The organism is Pseudomonas sp. H3_C08 (assembly GCF_054669455.1).
Genome location: NZ_CP162803.1, coordinates 6451943 through 6478024 on the forward strand (window position 1 = coordinate 6451943; position 26082 = coordinate 6478024).

20 protein-coding genes are annotated in these 26082 nt (G+C 59.9%); 12 read left to right on the forward strand and 8 right to left on the reverse strand.

All coding sequences use genetic code 11. From position 1 onward, the window contains the following. The first annotated feature begins 15 nt into the window (after nucleotides 1-15). The 8 genes from lptF (at nucleotide 16) to pdxJ (ending at nucleotide 8586) form a co-directional block, all read left to right on the forward strand. On the forward strand, nucleotides 16-1137 hold the full coding sequence (gene lptF / locus AB4N74_RS29240) for an LPS export ABC transporter permease LptF (protein ID WP_093436918.1): 1122 nt from the start codon (nucleotides 16-18) through the stop codon (nucleotides 1135-1137). Further along, nucleotides 1130-2191 (forward strand): LPS export ABC transporter permease LptG, encoded by a 1062-nt coding sequence (lptG, locus tag AB4N74_RS29245; protein WP_093436914.1) that lies wholly within the window; start codon nucleotides 1130-1132, stop codon nucleotides 2189-2191. The genes lptF and lptG overlap by 8 nt, the downstream gene beginning before the upstream one ends. 173 nt (nucleotides 2192-2364) lie before the next feature. Further along, nucleotides 2365-4164: a translation elongation factor 4 gene (lepA, locus tag AB4N74_RS29250; RefSeq protein ID WP_008083639.1), complete on the forward strand. Its 1800-nt coding sequence runs from the start codon at nucleotides 2365-2367 to the stop codon at nucleotides 4162-4164. A 5-nt stretch (nucleotides 4165-4169) separates the two neighbouring features. Next, nucleotides 4170-5024 carry a signal peptidase I gene (gene lepB / locus AB4N74_RS29255; RefSeq protein ID WP_093436909.1) on the forward strand — a complete coding sequence of 285 codons (855 nt, stop codon included), beginning with the start codon at nucleotides 4170-4172 and terminating at the stop codon, nucleotides 5022-5024. A 169-nt stretch (nucleotides 5025-5193) separates the two neighbouring features. Beyond that, on the forward strand, nucleotides 5194-5883 hold the full coding sequence (gene rnc / locus AB4N74_RS29260) for a ribonuclease III (RefSeq protein ID WP_093436904.1): 690 nt from the start codon (nucleotides 5194-5196) through the stop codon (nucleotides 5881-5883). Next, a complete protein-coding gene (era, locus tag AB4N74_RS29265) occupies nucleotides 5876-6778 on the forward strand; it encodes a GTPase Era (protein WP_008056597.1) in 903 nt (300 codons plus the stop codon). The genes rnc and era overlap by 8 nt, the downstream gene beginning before the upstream one ends. Before the next feature lie 167 nt (nucleotides 6779-6945). Then, nucleotides 6946-7635 (forward strand): DNA repair protein RecO, encoded by a 690-nt coding sequence (recO, locus tag AB4N74_RS29270; protein ID WP_093436899.1) that lies wholly within the window; start codon nucleotides 6946-6948, stop codon nucleotides 7633-7635. Between the two features lie 207 nt (nucleotides 7636-7842). After that, nucleotides 7843-8586: a pyridoxine 5'-phosphate synthase gene (gene pdxJ, locus AB4N74_RS29275; RefSeq protein ID WP_093436895.1), complete on the forward strand. Its 744-nt coding sequence runs from the start codon at nucleotides 7843-7845 to the stop codon at nucleotides 8584-8586. Between the two features lie 124 nt (nucleotides 8587-8710). On the opposite strand, the gene mltF is transcribed toward pdxJ, so the two are convergent. Continuing rightward, complete coding sequence (gene mltF / locus AB4N74_RS29280) at nucleotides 8711-10171, reverse strand: membrane-bound lytic murein transglycosylase MltF (RefSeq protein ID WP_093436891.1); 1461 nt, start codon at nucleotides 10169-10171, stop codon at nucleotides 8711-8713. Between the two features lie 285 nt (nucleotides 10172-10456). Between mltF and purL the strand changes: the two genes are divergently transcribed. Beyond that, nucleotides 10457-14353, forward strand: a complete 3897-nt coding sequence (gene purL / locus AB4N74_RS29285; protein ID WP_320335738.1) for a phosphoribosylformylglycinamidine synthase — start codon at nucleotides 10457-10459, stop codon at nucleotides 14351-14353. Between the two features lie 5 nt (nucleotides 14354-14358). After that, nucleotides 14359-14670 (forward strand): YqfO family protein, encoded by a 312-nt coding sequence (locus tag AB4N74_RS29290; protein ID WP_042607740.1) that lies wholly within the window; start codon nucleotides 14359-14361, stop codon nucleotides 14668-14670. 546 nt (nucleotides 14671-15216) lie between these two features. Here the strand turns inward: AB4N74_RS29290 and AB4N74_RS29295 are convergent. Beyond that, nucleotides 15217-15447, reverse strand: coding sequence for an EF-hand domain-containing protein (locus tag AB4N74_RS29295; protein ID WP_099758074.1), 231 nt, complete (start codon nucleotides 15445-15447; stop codon nucleotides 15217-15219). 705 nt (nucleotides 15448-16152) lie between these two features. On the opposite strand from AB4N74_RS29295, the gene AB4N74_RS29300 reads away from it, so the two are divergent. Both AB4N74_RS29300 and AB4N74_RS29305 read left to right on the forward strand, forming a co-directional pair. Further along, complete coding sequence (locus AB4N74_RS29300; protein ID WP_460097944.1) at nucleotides 16153-16515, forward strand: DUF6124 family protein; 363 nt, start codon at nucleotides 16153-16155, stop codon at nucleotides 16513-16515. 989 nt (nucleotides 16516-17504) lie between these two features. Beyond that, nucleotides 17505-17864 carry a DUF6124 family protein gene (locus AB4N74_RS29305; protein ID WP_460097945.1) on the forward strand — a complete coding sequence of 120 codons (360 nt, stop codon included), beginning with the start codon at nucleotides 17505-17507 and terminating at the stop codon, nucleotides 17862-17864. A gap of 105 nt (nucleotides 17865-17969) precedes the next feature. Here the strand turns inward: AB4N74_RS29305 and nagE are convergent, their stop codons facing one another. From nagE to AB4N74_RS29335, 6 genes are all read right to left on the reverse strand, one after another. Then, on the reverse strand, nucleotides 17970-19685 hold the full coding sequence (nagE, locus tag AB4N74_RS29310; protein WP_460097946.1) for an N-acetylglucosamine-specific PTS transporter subunit IIBC: 1716 nt from the start codon (nucleotides 19683-19685) through the stop codon (nucleotides 17970-17972). A 35-nt stretch (nucleotides 19686-19720) separates the two neighbouring features. Continuing rightward, on the reverse strand, nucleotides 19721-22234 hold the full coding sequence (gene ptsP, locus AB4N74_RS29315) for a phosphoenolpyruvate--protein phosphotransferase (RefSeq protein WP_460097947.1): 2514 nt from the start codon (nucleotides 22232-22234) through the stop codon (nucleotides 19721-19723). A gap of 80 nt (nucleotides 22235-22314) precedes the next feature. Next, nucleotides 22315-23337 (reverse strand): SIS domain-containing protein, encoded by a 1023-nt coding sequence (locus AB4N74_RS29320; protein WP_093436869.1) that lies wholly within the window; start codon nucleotides 23335-23337, stop codon nucleotides 22315-22317. Then, complete coding sequence (gene nagA, locus AB4N74_RS29325) at nucleotides 23318-24424, reverse strand: N-acetylglucosamine-6-phosphate deacetylase (RefSeq protein WP_460097948.1); 1107 nt, start codon at nucleotides 24422-24424, stop codon at nucleotides 23318-23320. Before nagA ends, AB4N74_RS29320 begins: the two co-directional genes overlap by 20 nt. Before the next feature lie 40 nt (nucleotides 24425-24464). Beyond that, complete coding sequence (locus AB4N74_RS29330) at nucleotides 24465-25196, reverse strand: GntR family transcriptional regulator (RefSeq protein ID WP_116254598.1); 732 nt, start codon at nucleotides 25194-25196, stop codon at nucleotides 24465-24467. A 283-nt stretch (nucleotides 25197-25479) separates the two neighbouring features. Beyond that, nucleotides 25480-25995, reverse strand: a complete 516-nt coding sequence (locus tag AB4N74_RS29335) for a L,D-transpeptidase family protein (protein ID WP_007909004.1) — start codon at nucleotides 25993-25995, stop codon at nucleotides 25480-25482. Between the last annotated feature and the right edge of the window lie 87 nt (nucleotides 25996-26082).

Genomic DNA, 26082 nt, shown 5'->3' on the forward strand with positions numbered 1-26082 from the left:
CCTGGAGTGTCTGGTTTGATCGTCTTCCGTTATCTGTCCCGCGAAGTCCTGTTGACCCTCAGCGCCGTGAGTGCCGTGCTGCTGGTCATCATCATGAGCGGTCGTTTCATCAAATACCTCGCTCAGGCCGCTGCCGGCCAGCTCGATCCGGGCTCGCTGTTCCTGATCATGGGCTTTCGTCTGCCGGGGTTCCTGCAACTGATTCTGCCGCTGGGCCTGTTCCTCGGGATCCTGCTGGCGTACGGTCGCCTGTACCTGGAAAGCGAGATGACGGTGCTTTCGGCCACCGGCATGAGCCAGCAGAAGCTGTTTCGCATGACCCTGTTCCCGGCGACGCTGGTGGCACTGGTGGTGGCATGGCTGAGCCTGGGCCTGGCCCCGCAAGGCGCCAATCAATTCCAGTTGCTGCTGAACAAGCAAGACGCCCTGACCGAATTCGACACCCTCGAGCCGGGTCGCTTTCAGGCCCTGCGTGATGGCACTCGGGTCACCTATACCGAGACCCTGAGCGACGATCGCGTCAATCTGGGCAGCGTATTCATTTCGCAGAAAAACCTCGGTGCCGATCAAAAGGATCGCGGGATTTCCGTGCTGGTGGCCGAAAGCGGTCGCCAGGAAGTGCGCCCCGACGGCAACCGCTATCTGATCCTCGATAACGGCTACCGCTACGACGGCAGCCCGGGTCAGGCCGATTACCGCGCCATTCACTACGAAACCTACGGTGTGCTGCTGCCCAAGCCAGACGTCAGCGAAGAAGTCACCGACCGTGACGCCATGCCGACCTCGTCTCTGCTGGGCAGCGATGACATCCGCTCCAAAACCGAACTGCAATGGCGTGTGTCCCTGCCGCTACTGGTGTTTATCGTGACCCTGATGGCGGTGCCGCTGTCGCGAGTCAATCCGCGCCAAGGGCGTTTCCTCAAGCTGCTGCCGGCGATTCTTCTTTATATGGCTTACCTGACCATTCTGATTGCCGCCCGCGGCGCCCTTGAAAAAGGCAAGATTCCGCCAGCCCTGGGCCTGTGGTGGGTGCATGCGATCTTCCTGTTCATCGGTCTCGGTTTGCTCTATTGGGAGCCGCTGCGTCTGAAGATGGCCAGCCGTCGCGCTGCAGCGCTGGAGGTGGCCCGTGGTTAAACTCGACCGCTACATCGGCAGCAGCGTGTTCATGGCGATCATTGCCGTGCTGGCAATCATTCTCGGTCTGGCAACCTTGTTCGCCTTCATCGATGAGATGGGCGACGTCAGCGACACCTACACCCTCGTCGATGTTCTGAGCTTTGTGTTGCTGACCGCGCCACGCCGTCTCTACGAAATGCTGCCGATGGCGGCGTTGATCGGTTGCCTGATCGGTCTCGGCAGTCTGGCCAGTAGCAGTGAGCTGACCGTCATGCGCGCCGCTGGCGTGTCCATCGGCCGTATCGTGTGGGCTGTAATGAAGCCCATGCTGGTGCTGATGCTGGCTGGCGTGCTGATCGGCGAATACGTCGCGCCGGCGACCGAGAGCATGGCCCAGGCCAATCGCTCGCTGGCGCAGGGCAGCGGCGACGCGCAAAGTGCCAAGCACGGTATGTGGCACCGTCAGGGTGAAGAATTCATCCACATCAACGCCGTGCAACCCAACGGCCTGCTGTATGGCGTGACCCGTTATCACTTCGACAAAGAGCGTCACCTGCTGAGTTCGAGTTTCGCCAAGAAGGCCGAGTTCGACGGCAACAAGTGGCAGCTCACCGACGTTGCCACCACGCTGTTCCATGAGCGCAGCACCGAAGTCGTCAATACCCCGAGCGAGCAATGGGACGTGGCGTTGAGCCCGCAATTGCTCAGCACCGTGGTCATGGCGCCGGAATCGCTGTCGATCAGTGGTTTGTGGGGCTACATCCACTATCTGTCCGAGCAGGGCCTGAGCAACGGCCGCTACTGGCTGGCATTTTGGGTCAAGGTGTTGCAGCCGCTGGTGACCGCAGCACTGGTGCTGATGGCGATCTCCTTCATTTTCGGTCCGCTGCGCTCGGTAACCCTCGGTCAGCGGGTGTTTACCGGCGTGCTGGTGGGCTTCACCTTCCGTATCGTCCAGGATTTGCTCGGCCCGTCGAGCCTGGTGTTCGGTTTCTCGCCGCTGTTTGCGGTGCTGGTGCCGGCCGGGGTCTGTGCGCTGGCGGGTGTCTGGCTGCTGCGAAGAGCCGGTTGATGACAGGCGATTGACCTGTGTTTTAAACCTCGAAAACGCCTCGGTCGACAGATCGGGGCGTTTTTGCATGCAATCCGGGTGACAGGCGAACGTGACGCTTGCGCCGTGTATCAGGTACAATTCCCGGCTATTTTTCGGCGGGCCATGCCTGCAGCCTTTTTGAGTGTTGATCCGTGAGTGATTTGAGTCATATCCGCAATTTCTCCATCATCGCCCACATTGACCATGGCAAGTCGACGCTGGCCGATCGCTTCATCCAGATGTGCGGCGGCCTGGCCGAGCGTGAAATGGAAGCCCAGGTGCTGGACTCCATGGACTTGGAACGTGAACGCGGGATCACCATCAAGGCCCACAGCGTCACCCTGTATTACACCGCCAAAGACGGCATCAAGTACCAGCTGAACTTCATCGACACCCCGGGCCACGTCGACTTCACCTACGAAGTCAGCCGTTCCCTGGCAGCGTGTGAAGGTGCACTGTTGGTGGTCGATGCCGGTCAAGGCGTTGAAGCCCAGTCCGTGGCCAACTGCTACACCGCGATCGAGCAGGGCCTTGAAGTCATGCCGGTGCTGAACAAGATCGACCTGCCGCAGGCTGATCCTGATCGCGTAAAAGACGAAATCGAGAAAATCATCGGCATTGATGCCACCGACGCCGTCACCTGCAGCGCCAAAACCGGTCTGGGTGTCGACGAAGTACTCGAGCGCCTGGTGCATACCATTCCTGCGCCGACCGGCAACATTGAAGATCCGCTGCAAGCGTTGATCATCGACTCGTGGTTCGACAACTACCTGGGCGTTGTTTCTCTGGTACGTGTACGTCATGGCCGCGTGAAGAAGGGCGACAAGATCCTCGTCAAGTCCACCGGCAAGATCCATCTGGTCGACAGCGTGGGCGTGTTCAACCCGAAACACACCGCCACCACTGATTTGAAAGCCGGCGAAGTGGGCTTCATCATCGCCAGCATCAAGGACATTCACGGTGCACCGGTCGGTGACACCCTGACCCTGGCCTCGACCCCGGACGTTGAAGTGCTGCCCGGCTTCAAACGCATCCAGCCACAGGTTTACGCCGGTCTGTTCCCGGTCAGTTCCGACGACTTCGAGGACTTCCGCGAAGCGCTGCAGAAGCTGACCCTCAACGACTCGTCGTTGCAGTACACCCCGGAAAGCTCCGACGCACTGGGCTTCGGCTTCCGTTGCGGCTTCCTTGGCATGTTGCACATGGAGATCATCCAGGAGCGCCTCGAGCGCGAGTACGACCTGGACCTGATCACCACTGCGCCAACGGTAATTTTCGAGCTGGTGCTGAAAACCGGTGAAACGATTTACGTCGACAACCCATCCAAGCTACCGGATGTGTCGTCGATCGAAGACATGCGCGAGCCGATCGTGCGGGCCAACATTCTGGTGCCGCAAGAACACTTGGGCAACGTCATCACCCTGTGCATCGAGAAGCGTGGCGTTCAAGTCGACATGCTGTTCCTCGGCAATCAGGTGCAGGTCACCTACGACCTGCCGATGAACGAAGTGGTCCTGGACTTCTTCGACCGTCTCAAATCCACCAGCCGCGGCTATGCTTCGCTGGATTACCATTTCGATCGTTACCAATCGGCTAATCTGGTGAAACTGGACGTGCTGATCAACGGCGACAAGGTCGATGCCCTGGCGTTGATCGTGCACCGTGACAACTCGCACTACAAAGGTCGCCAGTTGACCGAGAAGATGAAAGAACTGATTCCTCGTCAGATGTTCGACGTAGCCATTCAGGCCGCCATTGGTGGTCAGATCGTTGCCCGGACAACCGTCAAGGCGCTCAGAAAGAACGTATTGGCCAAATGCTACGGCGGTGACGTCAGCCGTAAGAAGAAACTGCTCGAGAAGCAAAAGGCCGGTAAGAAACGCATGAAGCAGGTCGGCAACGTGGAAATTCCACAAGAAGCCTTCCTCGCAGTGCTCAGGTTGGATAGTTAGGTCCTATGTCACTAAATTTCCCGCTGTTGCTGGTCATCGCCGTGTTCGTCTGCGGCCTGTTGGCGTTGCTTGATCTGTTGATCCTGGCGCCGCGTCGGCGTGCTGCCATTGCCTCCTATCAAGGCAGTGTCAGCCAGCCTGATGTAGTGGTCGTTGAAAAACTGAACAAAGAGCCGCTGCTGGTCGAATACGGCAAGTCGTTTTTTCCGGTGTTGTTCATCGTGCTGGTGCTGCGCTCGTTCCTCGTGGAACCGTTTCAGATCCCTTCGGGCTCCATGAAACCCACCCTGGACGTCGGCGACTTCATTCTGGTGAACAAGTTTTCTTACGGGATCCGTCTGCCGGTGATCGACAAGAAAATCATCGAAGTGGGTGATCCGCAGCGCGGTGATGTGATGGTGTTCCGCTATCCAAGTGATCCGAACGTCAATTACATCAAGCGTGTAGTCGGCTTGCCGGGCGATACGGTGCGTTACACCGCTGACAAGCGTCTGTTCATCAACGGCGAGTCGGTGGCCGAACAGTTGGTCGGCCCGGAGCCAGGCATGCTCGGCAGCGCCGAGTTCTACAAAGAAAAGCTCGGCGCTGCCGAACACCTGATCCGCAAGGAAATGAGCCGTTACCGCGCCACGCCGGACCATACCTGGACCGTGCCGGCCGGGCACTACTTCATGATGGGCGACAACCGCGACAACTCGAACGATAGTCGCTACTGGGATGATCCGAACATTCCCAAAGATCTGCTGGGCATGGTTCCAGACCAGAATATCGTCGGCAAGGCCTTCGCGGTCTGGATGAGCTGGCCGGAATCAAAACTCAGTCACCTGCCGAATTTTTCGCGGGTTGGCCTGATCAAGTAATTACACACGGCGCTGTTGACCACAGCGCCGAATGCATTTCTGGAGCCGGCACAATCGGCTTCGCAATCGCCAGGATTTAATTTTTGAACACAGCGTTAATTGTCCCAGGCCTGCGCCGCATCCCGGCGATGGCAGTGGAATTCAGCCACGAACTCAGCGTGGGTAAACCGTGAGCGTTTCTCTAAGCCGTCTCGAGCGCCAGCTCGGTTACACCTTCAAGGATCAGGAGCTGATGCTGCTGGCCCTGACGCACCGAAGTTTTGCCGGGCGCAACAACGAGCGTCTGGAATTCCTCGGCGATGCCATCCTCAATTTTGTCGCCGGCGAGGCACTGTTCGATCGCTTCCCGCTGGCCCGCGAAGGCCAGTTGTCGCGTTTGCGCGCACGCCTGGTAAAAGGTGAGACGCTGGCCGTACTGGCTCGCGGTTTCGACCTTGGCGATTACCTGCGACTGGGTTCCGGTGAGTTGAAAAGCGGCGGTTTCCGTCGCGAATCGATTCTGGCCGATGCCCTCGAAGCCTTGATCGGCGCGATCTACCTTGACGCCGGCATGGACATGGCGCGCGAGCGCGTGCTGGCCTGGCTGGCCGGCGAGTTCGAAGGCCTGACGCTGGTCGATACCAACAAGGATCCGAAGACCCGCCTGCAGGAACACCTGCAATCGCGAGGTTGTGAACTGCCACGCTACGAAGTGGTGGATATCCAGGGCGAGCCGCACTGCCGAACCTTCTTCGTCGAGTGCGAAGTTGTCTTACTGAATGAAAAAAGCCGAGGTCAGGGTGTAAGCCGTCGTATTGCCGAACAGGTAGCGGCCGCCGCAGCACTGATTGCCCTGGGCGTGGAGAATGGCAATGACTGATACAAACGCAACTCGCTGTGGCTATGTTGCCATCGTCGGCCGTCCCAACGTCGGTAAGTCGACGCTGCTGAACCACATCCTTGGCCAGAAGCTCGCGATCACCTCGCGCAAGCCGCAGACCACTCGCCACAACATGCTCGGGATCAAAACCGAAGGTGACGTGCAGGCGATCTACGTCGATACCCCTGGTATGCACAAGGGGGGCGAAAAGGCCCTGAACCGTTACATGAACAAAACCGCTTCGGCAGCGTTGAAAGACGTCGACGTGGTGATCTTCGTCGTTGACCGCACCAAGTGGACCGATGAAGACCAGATGGTGCTGGAACGCGTGCAGTACGTGACCGGCCCGCTGATCGTCGCGCTGAACAAGACCGACCGCATCGAAGACAAAGCCGAGCTGATGCCGCACCTGAGCTGGTTGCAGGAGCAGTTGCCGAACGCGCAGATCATTCCGATTTCCGCGCAGCACGGGCACAACCTCGATGCGCTGGAAAGGGTTATCGCTGATCATCTGCCGGAGAACGATCACTTCTTCCCGGAAGACCAGATCACCGACCGCAGTAGCCGTTTCCTCGCCGCAGAACTGGTGCGCGAGAAAATCATGCGCCAGATGGGCGCCGAGCTGCCGTACCAGATCACCGTCGAAATCGAAGAGTTCAAGCAGCAGGGCAAGACCCTGCACATTCATGCTTTGATCCTCGTTGAGCGTGACGGCCAGAAGAAGATCATCATTGGCGACAAGGGCGAGCGTATCAAACGCATCGGCACCGAAGCGCGCAAGGACATGGAGCTGCTGTTCGACTCCAAGATCATGCTCAACCTGTGGGTCAAGGTGAAGGGCGGCTGGTCCGATGACGAGCGTGCGCTGCGTTCGCTGGGTTACGGCGACCTGTAAGTACACGGTTGTCGCAACACCGAAAAAACCTGTGGGAGCGAGCTTGCTCGCGAAGGCGTAGTGCCAGACGACATATTTGTTGACTGACACCCTGCATTCGCGAGCAAGCTCGCTCCCACATTGGTTTGGGGTGAATAAAAAACCGCGTTTTTATCAATGAGAGCTCCATGTCGCAAAACCCGCCTCCCGCCCAACCCGCCTACGTCCTGCATTCTCGCGCCTACCGCGAAACCAGTGCGTTGGTGGACTTCCTCACGCCGCAAGGTCGGCTGCGGGCGGTGTTGCGCAGTGCGCGGGGCAAGGCCGGGACATTGGCGCGGCCGTTCGTGGCGCTGGAAGTCGAGTTTCGTGGCAAGGGCGAGCTGAAGAACGTCGGGCGCATGGAGAGCTCTGGCACCTCGGCGTGGCTCAACGGTGAAGCGCTGTTCAGCGGTCTCTATCTCAATGAGTTGCTGATCCGCTTGCTGCCTGCCGAAGACCCGCACCCGGGCGTCTTCGATCACTACGCCGCGACCTTGCTGGCATTGGCCGAAGGTCGTCCACTGGAGCCGTTGCTGCGCTCCTTCGAATGGCGGCTGCTGGACGATCTCGGTTACGGCTTTTCGTTGAATACCGACGTCCATGGCGAACCTGTTGCGCCGGATGGTCTTTATCGTCTGCAAGTGGATGCCGGGCTTGAGCGGGTCTTTCTGCTGCAACCCGGCCTGTTCAACGGCGTCGAATTACTGGCCATGGCCGAAGCCGACTGGACCGCCCCCGGCGCGCTCTCCGCCGCCAAGCGCTTGATGCGTCAGGCACTGGCTGTTCACCTGGGCGGTCGCCCTCTCGTCAGTCGCGAGCTGTTTCGCAAGCCCTAAGGGTCTGTTTACGTCTGGACGCGGCGCAACGGGCGCTGGCTGCGCGCAGGGCCGCGTTGCTCGGAACTCATTTGGCGCAACCAAACTTCGTTCCTCGCGCCTTGCCCTGCACTCAGCCAGCATCCCGTTGCCGCCGCGCCCAGACGTAAACAGACCCTTCACCGTGTATGCTGTGCGCCGAATCTTTTTCTTCAGGAGCGCGCATCCGTGACCACCAGCAATCGCATTCTTCTTGGCGTGAACATCGACCACGTCGCCACCCTGCGTCAGGCTCGTGGCACGCGCTACCCGGATCCGGTCAAGGCGGCGCTGGACGCGGAAGAGGCGGGGGCCGATGGCATCACCGTGCACCTGCGTGAAGACCGTCGGCATATCCAGGAGCGCGATGTCTTGCTGCTCAAGGATGTGCTGCAAACCCGCATGAACTTCGAAATGGGCGTCACCGAAGAAATGATGGCGTTTGCCGAACGCATTCGTCCGGCGCACATTTGCCTCGTCCCGGAAACCCGTCAGGAGCTGACCACTGAAGGTGGCCTGGATGTGGCGGGACAGGAAGAGCGCATCAAGGCAGCGGTTGAACGTCTGTCGAAGATCGGCAGCGAAGTGTCGCTGTTCATCGATGCCGACGAGCGCCAGATCGCAGCGTCGAAGCGTGTCGGTGCGCCGGCCATCGAACTGCACACCGGCCGTTACGCCGATGCCGAAACCCCGACCGAAGTGGCAGAAGAGCTCAAGCGTGTCGCCGATGGCGTGGCGTTTGGTCTGGCCCAAGGCCTGATCGTTAACGCGGGTCACGGCTTGCACTACCACAACGTTGAAGCCGTAGCGGCGATCAAAGGCATCAACGAACTGAACATCGGCCATGCGCTGGTGGCGCATGCGTTGTTCGTGGGCTTCAAGTCTGCGGTAGCGGAAATGAAGGCGCTGATCCTGGCTGCTGCCAAGCCTTAAGCTTCAACTCAAAACCCTTGTAGGAGTGAGCCTGCTCGCGATATCGGTGTGTCAGACAAAATTAATTGACTGACCCACCGCTATCGCGAGCAGGCTCACTCCTACATTTGATTTGGGGTGTTGATTAGAGCGGGGCAGGTTCTTGAGCGGGTTTTGACTTGTCGATACCGGGCACATGCAGATTGCCCTCAGCCACTTGATCACCCTCAAGTTGCGGCTGCGTCACCCAGGTCAAAATGTCGTAGTAGCGACGAATGTTCGCCACAAAGTGCACCGGCTCGCCGCCTCGGGCGTAGCCATAACGCGTCTTGCTGTACCACTGTTTCTGCGACAGGCGCGGCAGGATCTTCTTCACATCCAGCCATTTGTCCGGGTTCAGCCCTTCCTTGGCCGTCAGCTTGCGCGCGTCATCCAGGTGGCCACTGCCGACGTTGTAGGCCGCGAGGGCGAACCAGGTGCGGTCCGGCTCCTTGATCGAATCGTCGAGCTGATCCTTCATATAAGCCAGGTACTTGGCGCCGCCCATGATGCTCTGCTTCGGGTCGAGGCGGTTGGACACGCCCATGGCCTGTGCGGTGTTCTGCGTGAGCATCATCAGCCCGCGCACGCCGGTTTTCGAGGTGACAGTCGGTTGCCACAGCGATTCCTGATAGCCGATGGCCGCGAGCAGGCGCCAGTCGACTTTCTCTTTCTTCGCGTAATTCTTGAAGTGCTGTTCGTATTTCGGCAGGCGCTGCTGCAAGTGCTGGGCGAAGGTCGTGGCGCCCATGTAGCCGAGGACATCGACGTGACCGTAATAGCGATCCTTCAAGCGTTGCAGGGTGCCGTTCTTCTGCACCTTGTCCAGATACGCGTTGATCTCGTTGAGCAGACTGTTGTCTTCGCCCGGGCCAACCGCCCAGCTCTGGCTGCGCGCATCACCGAGGTCGAAGGCCACACGAATATTGGTGAAGTACACCTGATTCATCGCCACTTCGTTGGAATCGACCAGGGTCAGGTCGATCTGGCCTTCATCGACCATGCGCAGCAGGTCGACCACTTCAACCGCGTCGGACTCTTCATACTCGATGCCGGGGAATTTCTTTTTCAGCTCCGCCAGTTGCTCGGCGTGGGTGCTGCCCTTGAGCACCATGATCTTCTTGCCGACCAGATCGCCGGGATCGGTCGGCCGCGACTGGCCGTTGCGATAGATGATCTGCGGGGTGACTTCAAGGTAGGAGTGCGAGAACCGCACCTGCTGCTTGCGCTGTTCGCTGCTGACCAGACCGGCGGCGGCCAGCACCGGGCCGTTCGGCTTGCCGATCTGATCGAACAAGTCATCGAGGTTGTCGGCGGTCTCGATCTTCAGCTCTACGCCCAAATCGTCGGCGAAACGCTTCACCAGCTCGTATTCGAAGCCGGTTTCACCGCTGCGATCCTGAAAGTAGGTGGCGGGGCTGTTACGGGTAATCACCCGCAGCACACCATCCTCCTTTACGCGCTCGAGTGTGTTGGGTTTATCAACACAGCCACCGAGCATCAGGAAGAGTCCGGTTGCGATCAGCCATTTGGCGTACCGCGGACGCAAAGCCGTTGGGAAAAACATCTGCGCAGTATACGCAAACGGCTGCGGGCGCCATATCTCGACAGTGCAGGGCGAGTCTGCTAGCGATCACAAAACTGCACGAAACCCCGCAGAAACGGGGCTTGACGGCATTTTGTTACAGTAAAAATAAGCGGCCTCTGAATCGCTGATTTACCTGACTCTGAAGTCGGAAACACAGATTGATACCCGAGTGCAACCGTGCGTAGCGTTTCGGGTGATGTTGAGGGCGGTTTAGGCTAGAATGCACGGCCTCAAAGCACACCCCTTCCCGAGGCTGTCCCGAAGATGTTGATCCTGCGCGGCGCTCCTGCCCTTTCTGCCTTTCGCCACAGCAAACTCCTTGAGCAACTGAGCCAGAAGGTTCCAGCTGTCAGTGGCCTGTATGCTGAATTCGCTCACTTCGCCGAAGTCACCGGCGTCCTGACCGGCGACGAACAGCAGGTGCTTGCGCGCCTTCTGAAGTACGGTCCAAGTGTTCCGGTACAAGAGCCGACCGGCCGTCTGTTTCTGGTGTTGCCGCGTTTCGGCACCATCTCGCCATGGTCGAGCAAGGCCAGCGACATCGCCCGCAACTGCGGCCTGAGCAAGATCCAGCGTCTGGAGCGCGGTATCGCCTTCTACGTCGCCGGTCAGTTCAGCGAAGCTGAAGCGCAGCAGATTGCCGACGTGCTGCATGACCGCATGACCCAGATCGTCCTGGCCAACCTCGAGCAGGCCGCCGGTCTGTTCAGCCACGCCGAGCCGAAGCCGCTGACTGCAATCGACATCCTCGGTGGTGGTCGCGCTGCGCTGGAAAAAGCCAATACCGAGCTGGGCCTGGCTCTGGCCGAAGACGAGATCGACTATCTGGTCGACGCCTTCAATGGCTTGAAGCGCAACCCGCACGACATCGAACTGATGATGTTCGCCCAGGCCAACTCCGAGCACTGCCGCCACAAAATCTTCAACGCCAGTTGGGATATTGATGGTGAGAACCAGGAAAAAAGCCTGTTCGGCATGATCAAGAACACCTACGTGATGCACAGCGAAGGCGTTCTGTCGGCTTATAAGGACAACGCCTCGGTGATCGTCGGCAACGTTGCCGGCCGTTTCTTCCCGAATCCTGAAACCCGCCAGTACGGCGCGGTGCAGGAGCCGGTGCACATCCTGATGAAGGTTGAAACCCACAACCACCCGACCGCAATTGCTCCGTTCCCGGGCGCATCGACCGGTTCCGGTGGCGAGATCCGCGACGAAGGTGCAACCGGCCGTGGCGCCAAGCCAAAGGCTGGCCTGACCGGTTTCACCGTGTCGAACCTGCAGATCCCGGGCTTCGAACAGCCGTGGGAAGTTCCGTACGGCAAGCCTGAGCGCATTGTTACCGCGCTGGACATCATGATCGAAGGCCCGCTCGGCGGCGCTGCGTTCAACAACGAATTCGGCCGTCCGGCCCTGACCGGTTACTTCCGTACCTTCGAACAATCGATCACCACCCCGCACGGTGACGAAGTTCGTGGTTACCACAAGCCGATCATGCTCGCTGGCGGCATGGGCAACATCCGCGAAGAACACGTCAAGAAAGGCGAGATCGTGGTTGGCTCCAAGCTGATCGTCCTCGGCGGCCCGGCGATGCTCATCGGTCTGGGTGGCGGCGCTGCGTCCTCGATGGCCACCGGCACCAGTTCGGCGGATCTCGACTTCGCTTCCGTGCAGCGTGAAAACCCTGAAATGGAGCGTCGCTGCCAGGAAGTCATCGACCGTTGCTGGCAACTGGGCGACAAAAACCCGATCAGCTTCATCCACGACGTGGGCGCGGGCGGTCTGTCCAACGCCTTCCCGGAACTGGTCAACGACGGCGACCGCGGTGGCCGTTTCGAACTGCGCAACATTCCCAACGACGAGCCGGGCATGGCCCCGCACGAAATCTGGTCCAACGAATCCCAGGAACGTTACGTTCTGGCGGTAGGTCCGGAAGACTTCGAGCGCTTCCAGGCGATCTGCGAACGTGAGCGTTGCCCGTTTGCCGTAGTCGGCGAGGCGACTGCCGAGCCGCAACTGACCGTGACCGACAGCCACTTCGGCAACAACCCGGTGGACATGCCACTGGAAGTGTTGCTGGGCAAAGCCCCGCGCATGCACCGTTCGGTGGTTCGCGAAGCTGAGTTGGGCGATGACTTCGATCCGTCGAACCTCGACATCAGCGAGTCCATCGAACGCGTTCTGCATCACCCGGCCGTGGCGAGCAAAAGCTTCCTGATCACCATCGGCGACCGCACCATCACCGGCCTCGTGGCCCGTGACCAAATGGTTGGCCCATGGCAGGTTCCGGTGGCCGACGTTGCCGTTACCGCCACCAGCTTCGACGTCTACACCGGTGAAGCGATGGCGATGGGCGAGCGGACTCCGCTGGCACTGCTGGACGCTCCGGCGTCGGGCCGCATGGCCATCGGCGAAACCCTGACCAACATCGCTGCTTCGCGTATCAACAAGCTCTCCGACATCAAACTGTCGGCGAACTGGATGTCGGCGGCCGGCCACCCGGGCGAAGACGCGCGTCTGTACGACACCGTGAAAGCGGTCGGTATGGAACTGTGCCCTGAGCTGGGCATCACCATTCCGGTGGGCAAGGACTCGATGTCCATGGCCACCCGCTGGAACGATAACGGCGAAGAAAAAACCGTGACCTCGCCGATGTCGCTGATCGTGACCGGTTTCGCGCCAGTGGCTGACATCCGTCAGACCCTGACCCCGGAACTGCGCATGGACAAGGGCACCACCGACCTGATCCTGATCGACCTCGGTCGCGGTCAGAACCGTATGGGTGCTTCGATCCTTGCTCAGGTTCACGGCAAGCTCGGCAAACACGCGCCTGACGTCGATGACGCCGAAGACCTGAAAGCCTTCTTCGCCGTGATCCAGGGCCTCAACGCCGACGGTCACCTGCTGGCTTACCACGACCGTTCCGACGGTGGTCTGCTGACCTCCGTGGTGGAAATGGCCTTCGCCGGTCACTGCGGTCTGAGCCTGAACCTCGACAGCGTTGCCGAGTCTTCGGCGGAAATCGCCGCGATCCTGTTCAACGAAGAGCTGGGCGCCGTGATCCAGGTTCGTCAGGACGCCACGCCAGATATCCTCGCGCAATTCAGCGCGGCCGGTCTGGGCGACTGCGTATCGGTGATCGGTCAGCCGATCAACAATGGCCAGATCAACATCACCTTCAACGGTGACACCGTGTTCGAAGGTCAGCGTCGTCTGCTGCAACGTCAGTGGGCCGAGACCAGCTACCAGATCCAGCGTCTGCGTGACAACGCCGACTGCGCCGAGCAAGAGTTCGACGTGCTGCTGGAAGAAGACAACCCGGGCCTGAGCGTCAAGCTCAGCTACGACGTCAACCAGGACATCGCCGCGCCTTACATCAAGAAAGGCATCCGCCCTCAGGTTGCCGTGCTGCGTGAGCAGGGCGTCAACGGTCAGGTGGAAATGGCCGCCGCGTTCGACCGCGCCGGTTTCAACGCGATCGACGTGCACATGAGCGATATTCTGGCCGGCCGTGTCGACCTGAACGAGTTCAAAGGTCTGGTGGCCTGCGGTGGTTTCTCCTACGGCGACGTTCTCGGCGCCGGTGAAGGCTGGGCCAAGTCGGCACTGTTCAACAGCCGCGCCCGCGATGCGTTCCAGGGCTTCTTCGAACGTAACGACAGCTTCACCCTCGGCGTGTGCAACGGTTGCCAGATGATGTCCAACCTGCACGAGCTGATTCCGGGCAGCGAATTCTGGCCGCACTTCGTGCGTAACCGTTCCGAGCAGTTCGAAGCGCGCGTGGCGATGGTTCAGGTTCAGGAGTCGAACTCGATCTTCCTGCAAGGCATGGCCGGTTCGCGTATGCCGATCGCCATCGCTCACGGTGAAGGTCACGCCGAGTTCTCCAGCGAAGAAGCCCTGCTGGAAGCCGATCTGTCCGGTTGCGTGGCGATGCGTTTCGTCGACAACCATGGCAAGGTCACTGAGCGTTATCCGGCCAACCCGAACGGTTCGCCGCGCGGGATTACCGGTCTCACCAGCCGTGATGGCCGTGTGACGATCATGATGCCGCACCCGGAGCGTGTGTTCCGCGCGGTGCAGAACTCGTGGCGTTCGGAAGACTGGAACGAGGATGCACCCTGGATGCGTATGTTCCGTAATGCTCGTGTCTGGGTTAACTGATCCTCGTGTACAAGCTGGCGTTTTTTGTTCCTGACAGTCATGTCGAGGTGGTCAAAGGGGCTGTGTTCGCTGCCGGTGGTGGGCGGATCGGTGACTATGACCACTGTGCGTGGCAGGTGCTTGGTCTGGGCCAGTTTCGACCTTTGGACGGCAGTCAGCCGTTTATTGGTGAGGCAGGGCAGGTTGAGCGGGTTGAGGAATGGAAGGTTGAGCTTGTAGTGGCGGATGAGTTGATCGTGGCTGTTGTGGCGGCGCTCAAGTTGAGCCATCCCTACGAGACGCCGGCTTATGAGGTGTGGCGGCTGGAAGATTTCTGATTTTTCTTGCTGCTGAAACAAGAAACCCGCAGATGAGTGATTGTCTGCGGGTTTTTTGTTGCCTGCGATTTGCTGTTCTGGAGGAGTGAGCCCCCTGCTCGCGATGGCGCCCTGACAGGCGACCATGTTCTGGCTGACTGAGTGAATATCCGTTTCTTCGGGTGCTGCGGCTGGCGGTTTCGCCCTTACGGCGACTCACTTTTTTTACAAACGCCTAAAAAAAGTAAGCAAAAAAACGCTTGCCCCAACGTTCGGCCCACTCGCTAAAGCTCGGGGTTCCTTCGCTCCGGGATCCATCCGGGCGCATCGCCTACGGTTTGCTTCGCTGCACCTCCTCTCGATGTGTTCGACTTCGTCGAACGGTCGCTGCGCTCCCACCCCCGGATAAATCCCTCCACTCAGCCTGCCGACGGGGCCGGTGGATCAAGATCACAAGCAGCAGCCGAGCTAACGCTCATCCTGTTGAGTGGTGAGGAGCGGGGTGGTGGTGTTGCTTTGCTCTGTGGGAGCTGGCTTGCCAGCGATGGCGGCCTGGAGGTGACGAAACTATTCGGCGGGCTTCTTTTTTTTTGGGGCCAGGTACTCTTCCAGGGTTAGTTCGCTGTTCCGATCCTTGTTGTATTCATCCCATACCCAAGTTCTCATGGTTTTTTCAGCGCCTTTGGCACCGTTGGCGAACTCTTCGAAAGTAAGAGTTCCGTCTGAATTTTCATCAAGATATCTGAAGGTTTTTTTCAGATGCTCCAGTTGTTCTGCGTCCGTCATTTTCTTTGCCATGTCGCAGCCATCCTTAATGAATTGAGCTTCGGGTTATCGAGGCTACGACATAAAAACTGCCTGATTCAGCCAACGTAATAAGGTCGATCGAGGCGGTCAACTGTCAGACCTGACAGTTGACAGTGCCAGCAATGTGGGGGGGCAGCCGAGCTGGCGCTCATCCTGTTTGAGTGGTGTGTGATCGACTGGGGTTTTGTGCTGGATTCGTCCCTCATCGGAACGCCGCCCGCCCAGCCCTTTCCCGAGGGAGAGGAGTCGATTTTTGGACTTTTCAGAATCTGAATTTGACTCGGTATTTCACGTCGGCGTACATCCACCAAACACCTCGGTCAATCCCCTCTCCCTCTGGGAGAGGGCTAGGGTGAGGGTTTGCTTTTGACTGTTTAAAGCAGTGTCGAAGTAGCAGAACCTTCCCACAAGGTTTTCAGGTTGTCCGTCGGACGCCTGCTCTCTAGGCTTTGTCTGTCGCTGCCAATTCAGCGACCGGGCGTGAGATCCCCGGAATGCTTGCAACTAGCGCCAACACCACGATAATTGGCGCCAGCTCAATCTGCTGCCTGTTTTATGGCGGCTGTGTGCGGGCAGACTTCGGTCTGGCCGGTTGCCTGCTCCGGTGGATCTCACCCTGCACATAGCTGCCACCTCTTCGCCGCGTGAGATCCGGCGAACGATGGCATCCCCACTTGCAGTAGCAGGAGTTGAACTTTGGACAAACTGATCCCCGACCCACCCCACGAAACCACCACCCCACTCGAAGAAGCCCTCCGCGCCGAAGACCAGGCCCGAAACCGCGAAGCCATCAAACGCGCCCTCGACTTCTATCTGTGCCCCGACCCCGCAAAGCCCTGCCGACCGAGCACCATGTTCATGGTCTGCCCTCAAGTCGACACCGAAAGCCTGCTAGCCCACGCTTGCGAGTCATTAGCCTCGGCAAGTACCGCCGCCAGCAACTTCGCCAATGAGCTAAACGGTTCTCAGCGCAGCACCGTATTAGGCATCCAGCAAATCGTCATGCTCGCCGAACTGGCGGTAAACCGAGCGCTGGATCGAGTCGACCCACAAACCTGACGTCCGCGTCATCGTTCATCGCCAGCAGGCTGGCTCCCACAATTGAAATGCATTCCCTTGTGGGGACTGGCTTGCCAGCGATGGCGCCCTTATAGGCGACCATGCTCTGGCTGGCTGTGTGGATAGCCGTTTCTTCGGGCACTGCGGCTGGCGGTTTCGCCCTTACGGCGACTCACTTTTTTACAAACGCCTAAAAAAGTAAGCAAAAAACGCTTGCCCCAACGTTCGGCCCGCTCGCTGAGGCTCGGGGTTCCTTCGCTCCGGGATTGATCCGGGCGCATCGCCTCCGGTTTGCTTCGCTGCACCTCCTCTCGATGTGTTTGGCTTCGCCAAACGGTCGCTGCGCTCCCACCCCCCGGATCAATCCCGGAACGAAGCCTGCCGACGGGGCCGGTGGATCAAGATCAAAAGCTGCAGCCGAGCTAACGCTCATCCTGTTGAGTGGTGAAGAGCACGGGGTGTTCGGTTTTTGATTTGTGTTGGAGCTGCCCCTCATCGGAACGCCGCCCACCCAGCCCTCTCCCGAGGGAGATGGGGCCGATTTTTGGGCTTTTCAGAATCTGAATTCGACTCGGTATTTCACGTCGGCGTACATCCACCAAACACCTCGGTCAGTCCCCTCTCCCTCTGGGAGAGGGCTAGGGTGAGGGTTTGCTTTTGGCTGTTTAATGATGTGTCGAATAGCCAGAACCTTCCCACAAGGTTTTCAGGTTGTCCGTCGGACGTCGGGTCTCTAGTCTTTGGCTGTCACCGCAAATCGGTGATCGGGCGTGAGAACCCGGTAAGAGGTTTTAATCAAACGTCAGTAGCACCATAATCGCCGCCAGCTCATTTGCTGCTGGTGATGTTCTATGGCGGCTGTGTGCGGGCGGACTTCGGTTCGGCCGGGTTGATCTCTTACCGGTTTCTCACTCCGCACATAGCTGCCACCTCTTCGTCGCGTGAGAAACGACCAGTGATGGCTCAATCATTGATTAGAGATCATTGCAATGACTAAGCCCGTACCCGATCCACCCGAAACCATCACCCCACTCGAAGAAGCCCTCCGCGCCGAAGACCAGGCCCGAAACCGCGAAGCCATCAAGCGCGCCCTCGACTTTTACCTGTGCCCCGAACCTGCAAAGCCCTGCCGACCGAGCACCATGTTCATGGTCCGCCCAGAGGTCGACACCGAAAGCCTGCTCGCCCACGCCTGCGAATCGTTAGCCTCGGCAAGCACCGCCGCCAGCAACTTCGCCAATGAGCTAAGCGGTTCGCAGCGCAGCACGGTATTAGGTATCCAGCAAATCGTCATGCTCGCCGAACTGGCGGTAAATCGAGCGCTGGATCGAGTCGACCCACAAACCTGACGTCCGCGTCATCGTTCATCGCCAGCAGGCTGGCTCCCACAGTGAAATGCATTCTCTTGTGGGAGCTAGCCTGCTAGCGATGAGGCCGATCCAGACACCAGACCTCTAAACCTTCGCACTGACCTCACTGCGATTGATCAGCGCTTCAAGTGCTCCACTCAAACTCGCAGCTTTGTCACCCACCAACAAGTGCCAAACCCCACCCTCCAACTGGCTGACACCCTGACAACCCAGCTCTTTCAGCTGCGCCTCGGACAACGCCTTGCCATCCGCCAACAGCAAGCGAATCCGGCTCATGGCAATGCAATCCAGTTGCAGCACGTTGTCGTCACCACCCAGCGCATTCAGCCATTGCTGAGCTTCGGTGCCTGCGACCACAACCGCTTTCGGCTTTTCGACAACCGCAACAGGTTCAGCAAGAACCGCACGCCCCAAGGCCGGCATCGCCAGGCGAATCTCATCAGCAATGCTGTCGGCCAGCGGACCGACCACCACCTGCAAACTGCCACCCTTGCCCGGACGCACAACGGCCATCGCACCCAATGCTTTCAGGTCTGCATCGGACGCTTTGTTGCGATCCACCATTTCCAGTCGCAACCGCGTAGTGCAGGCACCGACAGTCAAAAGGTTATCTGCACCACCGAGTGCCTTGATGTAAGCCCCGGCGCGTTCGTTTTCCGCGAAAACCGCTTTTTCAGCCGTCGCCACATCCTCACGCCCCGGCGTCTTCAAATTGAAGCGACGAATGCAGAAATCAAACACCGCGTAATACACCACGGCGTAAGCCAGCCCGACCGGAATCACCAACCAGCCATTGGTCGAGCGCCCCCAACCCAGCACCATGTCGATGAAGCCGCCAGAGAAGGTAAAACCCAAATGGATGTTCAGCGCATTGGTGATCGCCATCGACAACCCGGTCAGCAGCGCATGCAGCAGATACAGCAGCGGTGCCAAAAACATGAAGGCGAATTCAATCGGTTCGGTCACCCCGGTCAGGAATGATGTCAGCGCCATCGACAGGAAGATCCCGCCCATGACCTTGCGCCGCTCCGGCAGGGCATTGCGGTACATCGCCAGACACGCAGCGGGTAGGCCGAAGATCATCATCGGGAACATGCCGGTCATGAACTGGCCGCCCTTCGGGTCGCCGGCGAAGTAGCGCGACAGGTCACCCGTCACCAGAGCACCGGTCGTTGGATCGGTGAAGTTGCCGAACACGAACCACGCCATGTTGTTGAGGATGTGGTGCAGGCCGGTGACGATCAGCAGGCGGTTGAACACGCCAAACACGAACGCGCCGATACTGCCGCTTTCCATCATCAGCGCACCAAACGCGTTGATGCCGTGCTGGATCGGCGGCCAGATATAGCCGAACACGACACCGAGGCCGACCGCCGCGAACCCGGTGACAATCGGTACAAACCGTCGGCCACCGAAGAACGCCAGGTATTCCGGCAGCTTGATGTCCTTGAAGCGATTGTACAGCGCGCCCGCCATCAGGCCGCTGACGATCCCGGCGAGCATGCCCATGTTGATGCTCGCATCGAGCACCTTCAGCGTGGAGATCATCACCAGATAACCGATCACTCCGGCAAGACCGGCGGTGCCGTTATTGTCCTTGGCGAAACCGACGGCGATGCCGATGGCGAAGATCATCGCCAGGTTGGCGAAGATCACTTGGCCGGCATCGTGGATGATCGCGATGTTCAGCAGGTCGGTGTCACCCAGGCGCAGTAGCAGGCCGGCAATCGGCAGGATCGCGATCGGCAGCATCAGCGCGCGGCCGAGGCGTTGCAGGCCTTCGATGAAGAGTTGGTACATGGTGGTTCTCCCGGCTCTTTATAGAGAGCTTGTTGTTAGGACAGCGGCCAATGCTGGTGGCAGGCGTGACGCACGGCGGCGGCGCTGCTCAGCTTGAGCAGGTCGCGACTCAGGCGCTGACATTCGGCTTCGTGCAGTTGACGCACGCGGTCCTTGATTTCACCGATCTGCACCGGGCTGACCGACAGTTCACTCACGCCGAGGCCGATCAAAACGGGTGTGGCCAGCGGGTCGGAGGCGAGGGCGCCGCAGACGCCGACCCAACGCTTGTGCACTGCCGCGCCTTCACAGGTCATGGCGATCAGGCGCAGCAGCGCCGGGTGCAGGGCGTCGACCCTAGCGGCCAAGCCGGCGTGGTCGCGGTCCATGGCCAAGGTGTATTGGGAGAGATCGTTGGTGCCGATGGAAAGGAAGTCCGCATGTTCGGCCAGTTGTTCGGCCTGCAATGCGGCGGCAGGGACTTCGATCATCACGCCGATTTCCGGGCGTTGGGTGATGCCTATCTCCAGGCACAGCGCATCGACGCGTTGGCGGATGTGCAGCAACTCATCCACTTCGGTGACCATCGGCAACAGGATCCGGCAACGGCGCAGCGGGCTGACTTGCAGCAGCGCGCGCAGTTGCTGGTCGAGGATTTCCGGGCGCGCCTGAGCCAGACGAATGCCGCGCAGACCGAGTACCGGATTGGCTTCGACCGGCAGCGGCAGGTAGTCGAGTTGCTTGTCGCCGCCGACGTCGATGGTGCGGATGATCACTGAGTGATCGCCCATCGCATCCAGTACGCCTTGATAGGCCGCACGCTGTTCTTCGACATCCGGCGCGGTCTGACGATCGACGAACAAAAACTCAGTGCGCAACAGACCAACGCCATCAGCGCCGTTGGCGAAGGCATCTGCCGCTTCACCGCTGGAGGCAACGTTGGCGACGACTTCGATGGTCACGCCGTTGCGGGTTTCTGCCGGCAAGTGAGCCTTGGCTTGCTGTGCGTCACGGCGTTGCTGACGATCAATTTGCGCCTGCTGAACTTCAGCCAGGCGTTCGGCATCTGGCGTCAGTTCGAGGCGTCCTCCGTCGGCATCGAGCACCACCGCTTGGCCTTGTCGCTGATCAAGCAACGCAGAACCCAACGCCACCATGCACGGCAGACCTTTGCCGCGAGCGAGAATCGCCACATGCGACGTCGCGCCACCCTCGGCCATGCATAACCCGGCAACGCCTTGCGCACTGAGTTGCAGCAGATCCGAAGGCGTCAGTTCATGCGCCGCGACGATGGCACCGGCCGGTACGTCGTAATGCCACGCTTCACCAAGCAATGCCCGCAACACCCGTTGCTTGAGGTCACGCAGATCGTTGGCGCGCTCGGCCAGCAGCGCGCTGCCGGTGTGCTGCAGCATTTCGCACTGCACGTCGATTGACTGGCTCCAGGCGTGAGTGGCTGCAGTGCCTTGTTCGATGGAGTGTTGCGAAGCATCAAGCAGCGCCGGATCTTCCAGCAGAGCCAGATGCGCGGCGAAGATCGCTTCTTCGTCGGCATTCCTGTGTTTTTTCGCTTGCGCGAGGGTGGCGTCGATTTCGTTGCGGACCTGAGTCAGCGCCGTGTCGAGCACCTGCTGTTGCCGTAGCGGATCATGATTGCCCGCATCCGCTGGCAAACTGATCGCGTTCAAACGAAACAGCGGCCCGCCAACCAGTCCTGGCGCAGCGCAGACACCGTGCAACACGCCAGCCTCGGCCGGGCGCTTAAGAGTGGCAGCATTGACCGGCGCCGCAGCGTGATGATCATCCGGCAGCGCGGTGGCCAACGCCGTAAGCAACGCTTGCAACGCCGCTTCAGCGTCCGGCCCCTGGCAACTGACCTGCACCTCATCCTGCTCGCCAACGGCCAGGCCCATCAAACCGATCAGGCTGTTGCACGGCGCCGATTTGCCGGCGAAGTGCAGTTGCGACTGGCTCTTGAACCCTTGCGCAGTTTGCCGAATCAGCGCAGCCGGGCGGGCATGCAAACCACCGCGATGGGCTACCAGAACATGGCCATGAACCTCAGGCCCGTCGATGACTGCTGCGCTCGCGGCCAGACCGTTGCGCGCAATAATGTGCAGCAACGGCTCGCCGACTTTCACTGTTTTGAGCGTAATCGGCCGCACCTGAAAATCCTGGCTGTTGGTCAGGATCAACAGGCTGACCAGGCTTTTGCATTGCTGGCCGACCTTGTCCAGGTCATAGCGCAACAACGGCTGGCCCTTGCTGACGCGGGTGCCATCCTTGACCAGCATCGAGAAGCCTTCGCCGTTCAACTCAACGGTATCGAGGCCCAGATGCAGAAGGATCTCCGCGCCGTTGTCGGCACGCACGGTGAGCGCGTGGCCGGTGCGGGCAACGTGAATGATCATTCCGGCGCACGGCGAATACAGCGTGTCGTTGATCGGGTCGATAGCAATGCCGTCGCCCATGGCGCCGCTGGCGAACACCGCGTCCGGGACTTTGGCGAGCGTGAGCACCGGGCCGCTGAGCGGGGCGCTGAGGGTCAGCTCTTTATTGTTGTTGTGCATGGCTCGGTCTCATCGGTTATATCTCGGTTCGATGTCCCCTATAGGAGCAGCCTTCGGCAGCTCCTACAGGCTTGCTTCAATTAATGCGTGCGGGTCACTTTGCTCAGGTGGCGCGGCTGATCCGGGTCCATGCCACGGGCCACCGCCAGACCGGCGGCCATCACGTAGAAACTCTGGATCGCCAGAATCGGATCAAGGGCCGGGTGTTCGGCGCGGGTCAGGGTCAGGTCGCGCTCGGTCACGTCATCCGGTGCGGCCAGCAACACGCGGGCGCCGCGTTGGCGCATTTCCGCCGCGAGGCTCAACAGGCCAGCCTGCTCGGCACCGCGTGGGGCGAAAACCAGCAACGGATAGTGTTCGTCGATCAGTGCCATCGGGCCGTGACGCACTTCGGCGCTGCTGAAGGCTTCGGCCTGAATCGCCGAGGTTTCCTTGAATTTCAGCGCCGCCTCTTGGGCGATGGCAAAACCGGCACCGCGACCGATGACCATCAAACGCTGGCAATCGCGCAGTGCTTCGATGGCCACGCTCCAGTCCTGTTTCGCCGCTTCGCGCAGGCCTTCAGGCAGGGCGTTGCCGGCTTCGAGCAATTCGCTGTCCTCTTTCCAGTGCGCGATCAAACGGGCGCTGGCGCTGAGGGTGGCGATAAAACTTTTGGTCGCGGCGACGCTGCTTTCAGTCCCGGCGAGCAGTGGCACGCTGAATTCACACGCGGCTTCCAGTGGCGAATCGGCGGCGTTGACCATCGACACACTGAGCGCGCCACGCTTGCGCAACAGGCGCAGGCTGTTGACCAGGTCCGGGCTCTGCCCCGACTGGGAAAAGGCGAACGCGACCTGACCGCTGACTTTCAACGGCGCCTGCTGCATGGTCACCACCGACATTGGCAACGACGCCACCGGTACGCCGAGTTGCTGCATGGTCAGGTAGGCGAAGTAGCTCGCCGCGTGATCGGAGCTGCCGCGCGCCACAGTCATCGCCACTTGCGGTGGCTGACGGCGCAGGCGCCCGGCAATTTCGATCATTTGCGGGTCGAGCTGTTGCAGTTGGGCTTGCACGGCCTCGAACGAGGACAGCGCCTCCTCAAGCATTTTTGAAGTCAATGTCTTCTCCTTCGACCATGACGGCGGTCAGTGTGAGTGAGCGATCCAGCCGCACGCAGTCGGCCCAGGCCCCCGGTTGCAGGTGCCCGCGTTCAGTAATGCCGAGATAGTCGGCGGGGAATTGCGACAGACGTTGCGAGGCCTCGGCTATCGGCAAACCGATCTTCACCAGATTGCGCAGGGCCTGATCCATGGTCAGCGTGCTGCCGGCCAACGTGCCGTCGGGCAGGCGTACGCCGCCCAGGCATTTGGTCACGGTGTGGCTGCCGAGCTTGTATTCACCGTCGGGCATGCCAGCGGCGGCGGTCGAATCGGTGACGCAATACAGGCACGGGATCGAACGCAAGGCCACGCGGATCGCACCGGGATGCACGTGCAGCAAATCCGGAATCAGCTCGGCGAATTTGGCGTGGGCCAGCGCGGCGCCGACGATGCCCGGCTCGCGGTGATGCAGCGGGCTCATGGCGTTATAGAGGTGGGTGAAACTGGTCGCGCCGGCATCGAGGGCGGCGACGCCTTCCTCGTAACTGCCGAGGGTGTGGCCGATCTGCATGCGGATGCCACGGCTGCTCAGCTCACGGATCAAACCGTCGTGGCCGGCGATTTCCGGGGCGATGGTGATCACCCGGATCGGCGCCAGTGCCAGATATTCTTCGACTTCGGCCATTAACGCGGTGTGGGCGAAGTTCGGTTGCGCGCCGAGTTTTCCCGGATTGATGTACGGGCCTTCGAGATGTACGCCGAGGACTCGCGCGGCACCTTGCGGACGCTGTTCGCAGAACTCTCCGACTTCTTTCAAGACACTGGAGATCTCGGCGCTCGGCGCGGTCATGGTGGTGGCCAGCAGCGAGGTGGTGCCGAAACGCACGTGGGTTCTGGTGATGGTCTCGAAGGCGCTGGCGCCTTCCATGATGTCTTTGCCACCGCCGCCGTGGACGTGCAGATCGATGAAACCCGGCAGCAGATACGGCAGGTCATTGTCGGCCGGATCGCAGGGCACGCCTTCGATCGACACGACTTTGCCGTGTTCGTGGACCAGCCGGCCGCGAATCCAGCCGCTGGCGGTAAGGATGTTGTCTTCGGACATTTTGGTTCTCGCTTGTGACTGCGCTTATCGACGCAGCTCTTTATCTACGAAGCTCTGCAACAAAGTCGTAGTAGTCGTTGCGGCAATAGGTGTCGGTGACTTCGATCGGGGTGTTGTCTTCGAGGTAGCCGACCCGGGTCATCAGTAACATCGCGGTGCCGGGGGCAATGCCGACCAGCGCGGCGAACTCGTCAGAGGCGTTGATCGCCTGGATGTGCTGCAGGGCGCGGACGATTGGCTTGCCGATGCCGTCGAGGTATTCGTAGAGCGAATCGCCGACCAGTTGCGGCTTGGGCATGATCGAGGCGGGCAGGGTGCTCATTTCGATGGCCATGACCGTGTCATCGGCTTTGCGCAGACGCTTCATGCGCGCGACCTTGTCGTTCGGCGACAGGCTGAGGCGGATCAGTTCTTCGTGGGTCGGTAGGGTGACTTCGCGTTCCAGCCATTGCGAACTGGGTACGAAACCCTTGAGGCGCAGCATCTCGCTGAAACCCGAAAGGCGCGACAGCGGTTGTTCGAGGCGAGGGGTGATGAAGGTGCCGGAACCTTGCAGGCGACGAATTAGGCCTTGATCAAGCAGAACTTCCAGCGCCTTGCGTGCCGTCACCCGGGATATGCCCAGTTGCTCGCTGAGGTTGCGCTCCGAAGGCATCGCCTGTTCGGACTTCCACTGCCCGGCATGAATCGCTGCTTCCAGATTGCGCGCTAGCTGCAGGTACAGCGGCGTCGGCTGGGAGTCGTCCGGGCGTAGGGTATGGAGGTCGTTCATGTAGGGCATTTCCGTCGCGAGTATAGGATTGTTGTGGCTCGCTTGTGGGGCGGAAATTAATACCACTTGAATACCATGTCAACGCGCGAAAATAGGCTTTGGCCCAATGGAATGGCGGGTTTTAGGGGGTGTGGTTTCAAGTGGTATTAGTGTTGGCCTATAAAAAGCAAAAGATCGCAGCCTGCGACAGCGCCTACAGTTGAGAGTGGTATCACCTCTGTAGGCGCTGTCGCAGGCTGCGATCTTTTGATTTATTTTTTTGCAGGTGACCAGTGGTCAGGGTTTAAGGGCGAATTTCGACCATCGTGCCGTCCGGTACCAGGTTCCATACTTCGCGCATATCAACGTTGCGCATGGCGACGCAGCCGTCAGTCCAGTCGAGGGTGTGGAACAGGTCTTCCGGGGTCTCTTCCGAATCCGGCGTGCCGTGGATCATGATCATCCCGCCGGGCTCGACGCCTTCACGCCGGGCGCGGGCTGAATCGCTGATGTTCGGGTAGGAAATGTGCATCGACAGATTGAATTTGTCGCTGGTCTTGCGCCAGTCGATCCAATAGAAACCTTCTGGCGTGCGCTTGTCGCCCTCTATCAGCTTCGGGCCTTTCTTCGCGCCTTTGCCCAAGGAAATGCGATAGGTCTTCAACGGCTTGCCGTCGGCGATCAACTGCAGTTGATGGGCCGCTTTGAGCACCAGGACTTTCTCGATGAGCGGGGTATTCGACGGCGTCACGGTGGTCACGAAGGACGCTTGGGAGACGGTAACGAACGACAGGCAAAACAGGGCAAGCAACCAGCGCATTGAAACGATTCCCCAAGGAGTGACGCGGATAACCAACATTTTATATGTATGTGTACAGGTAGGAGCTGCCGAAGGCTGCGATCTTTT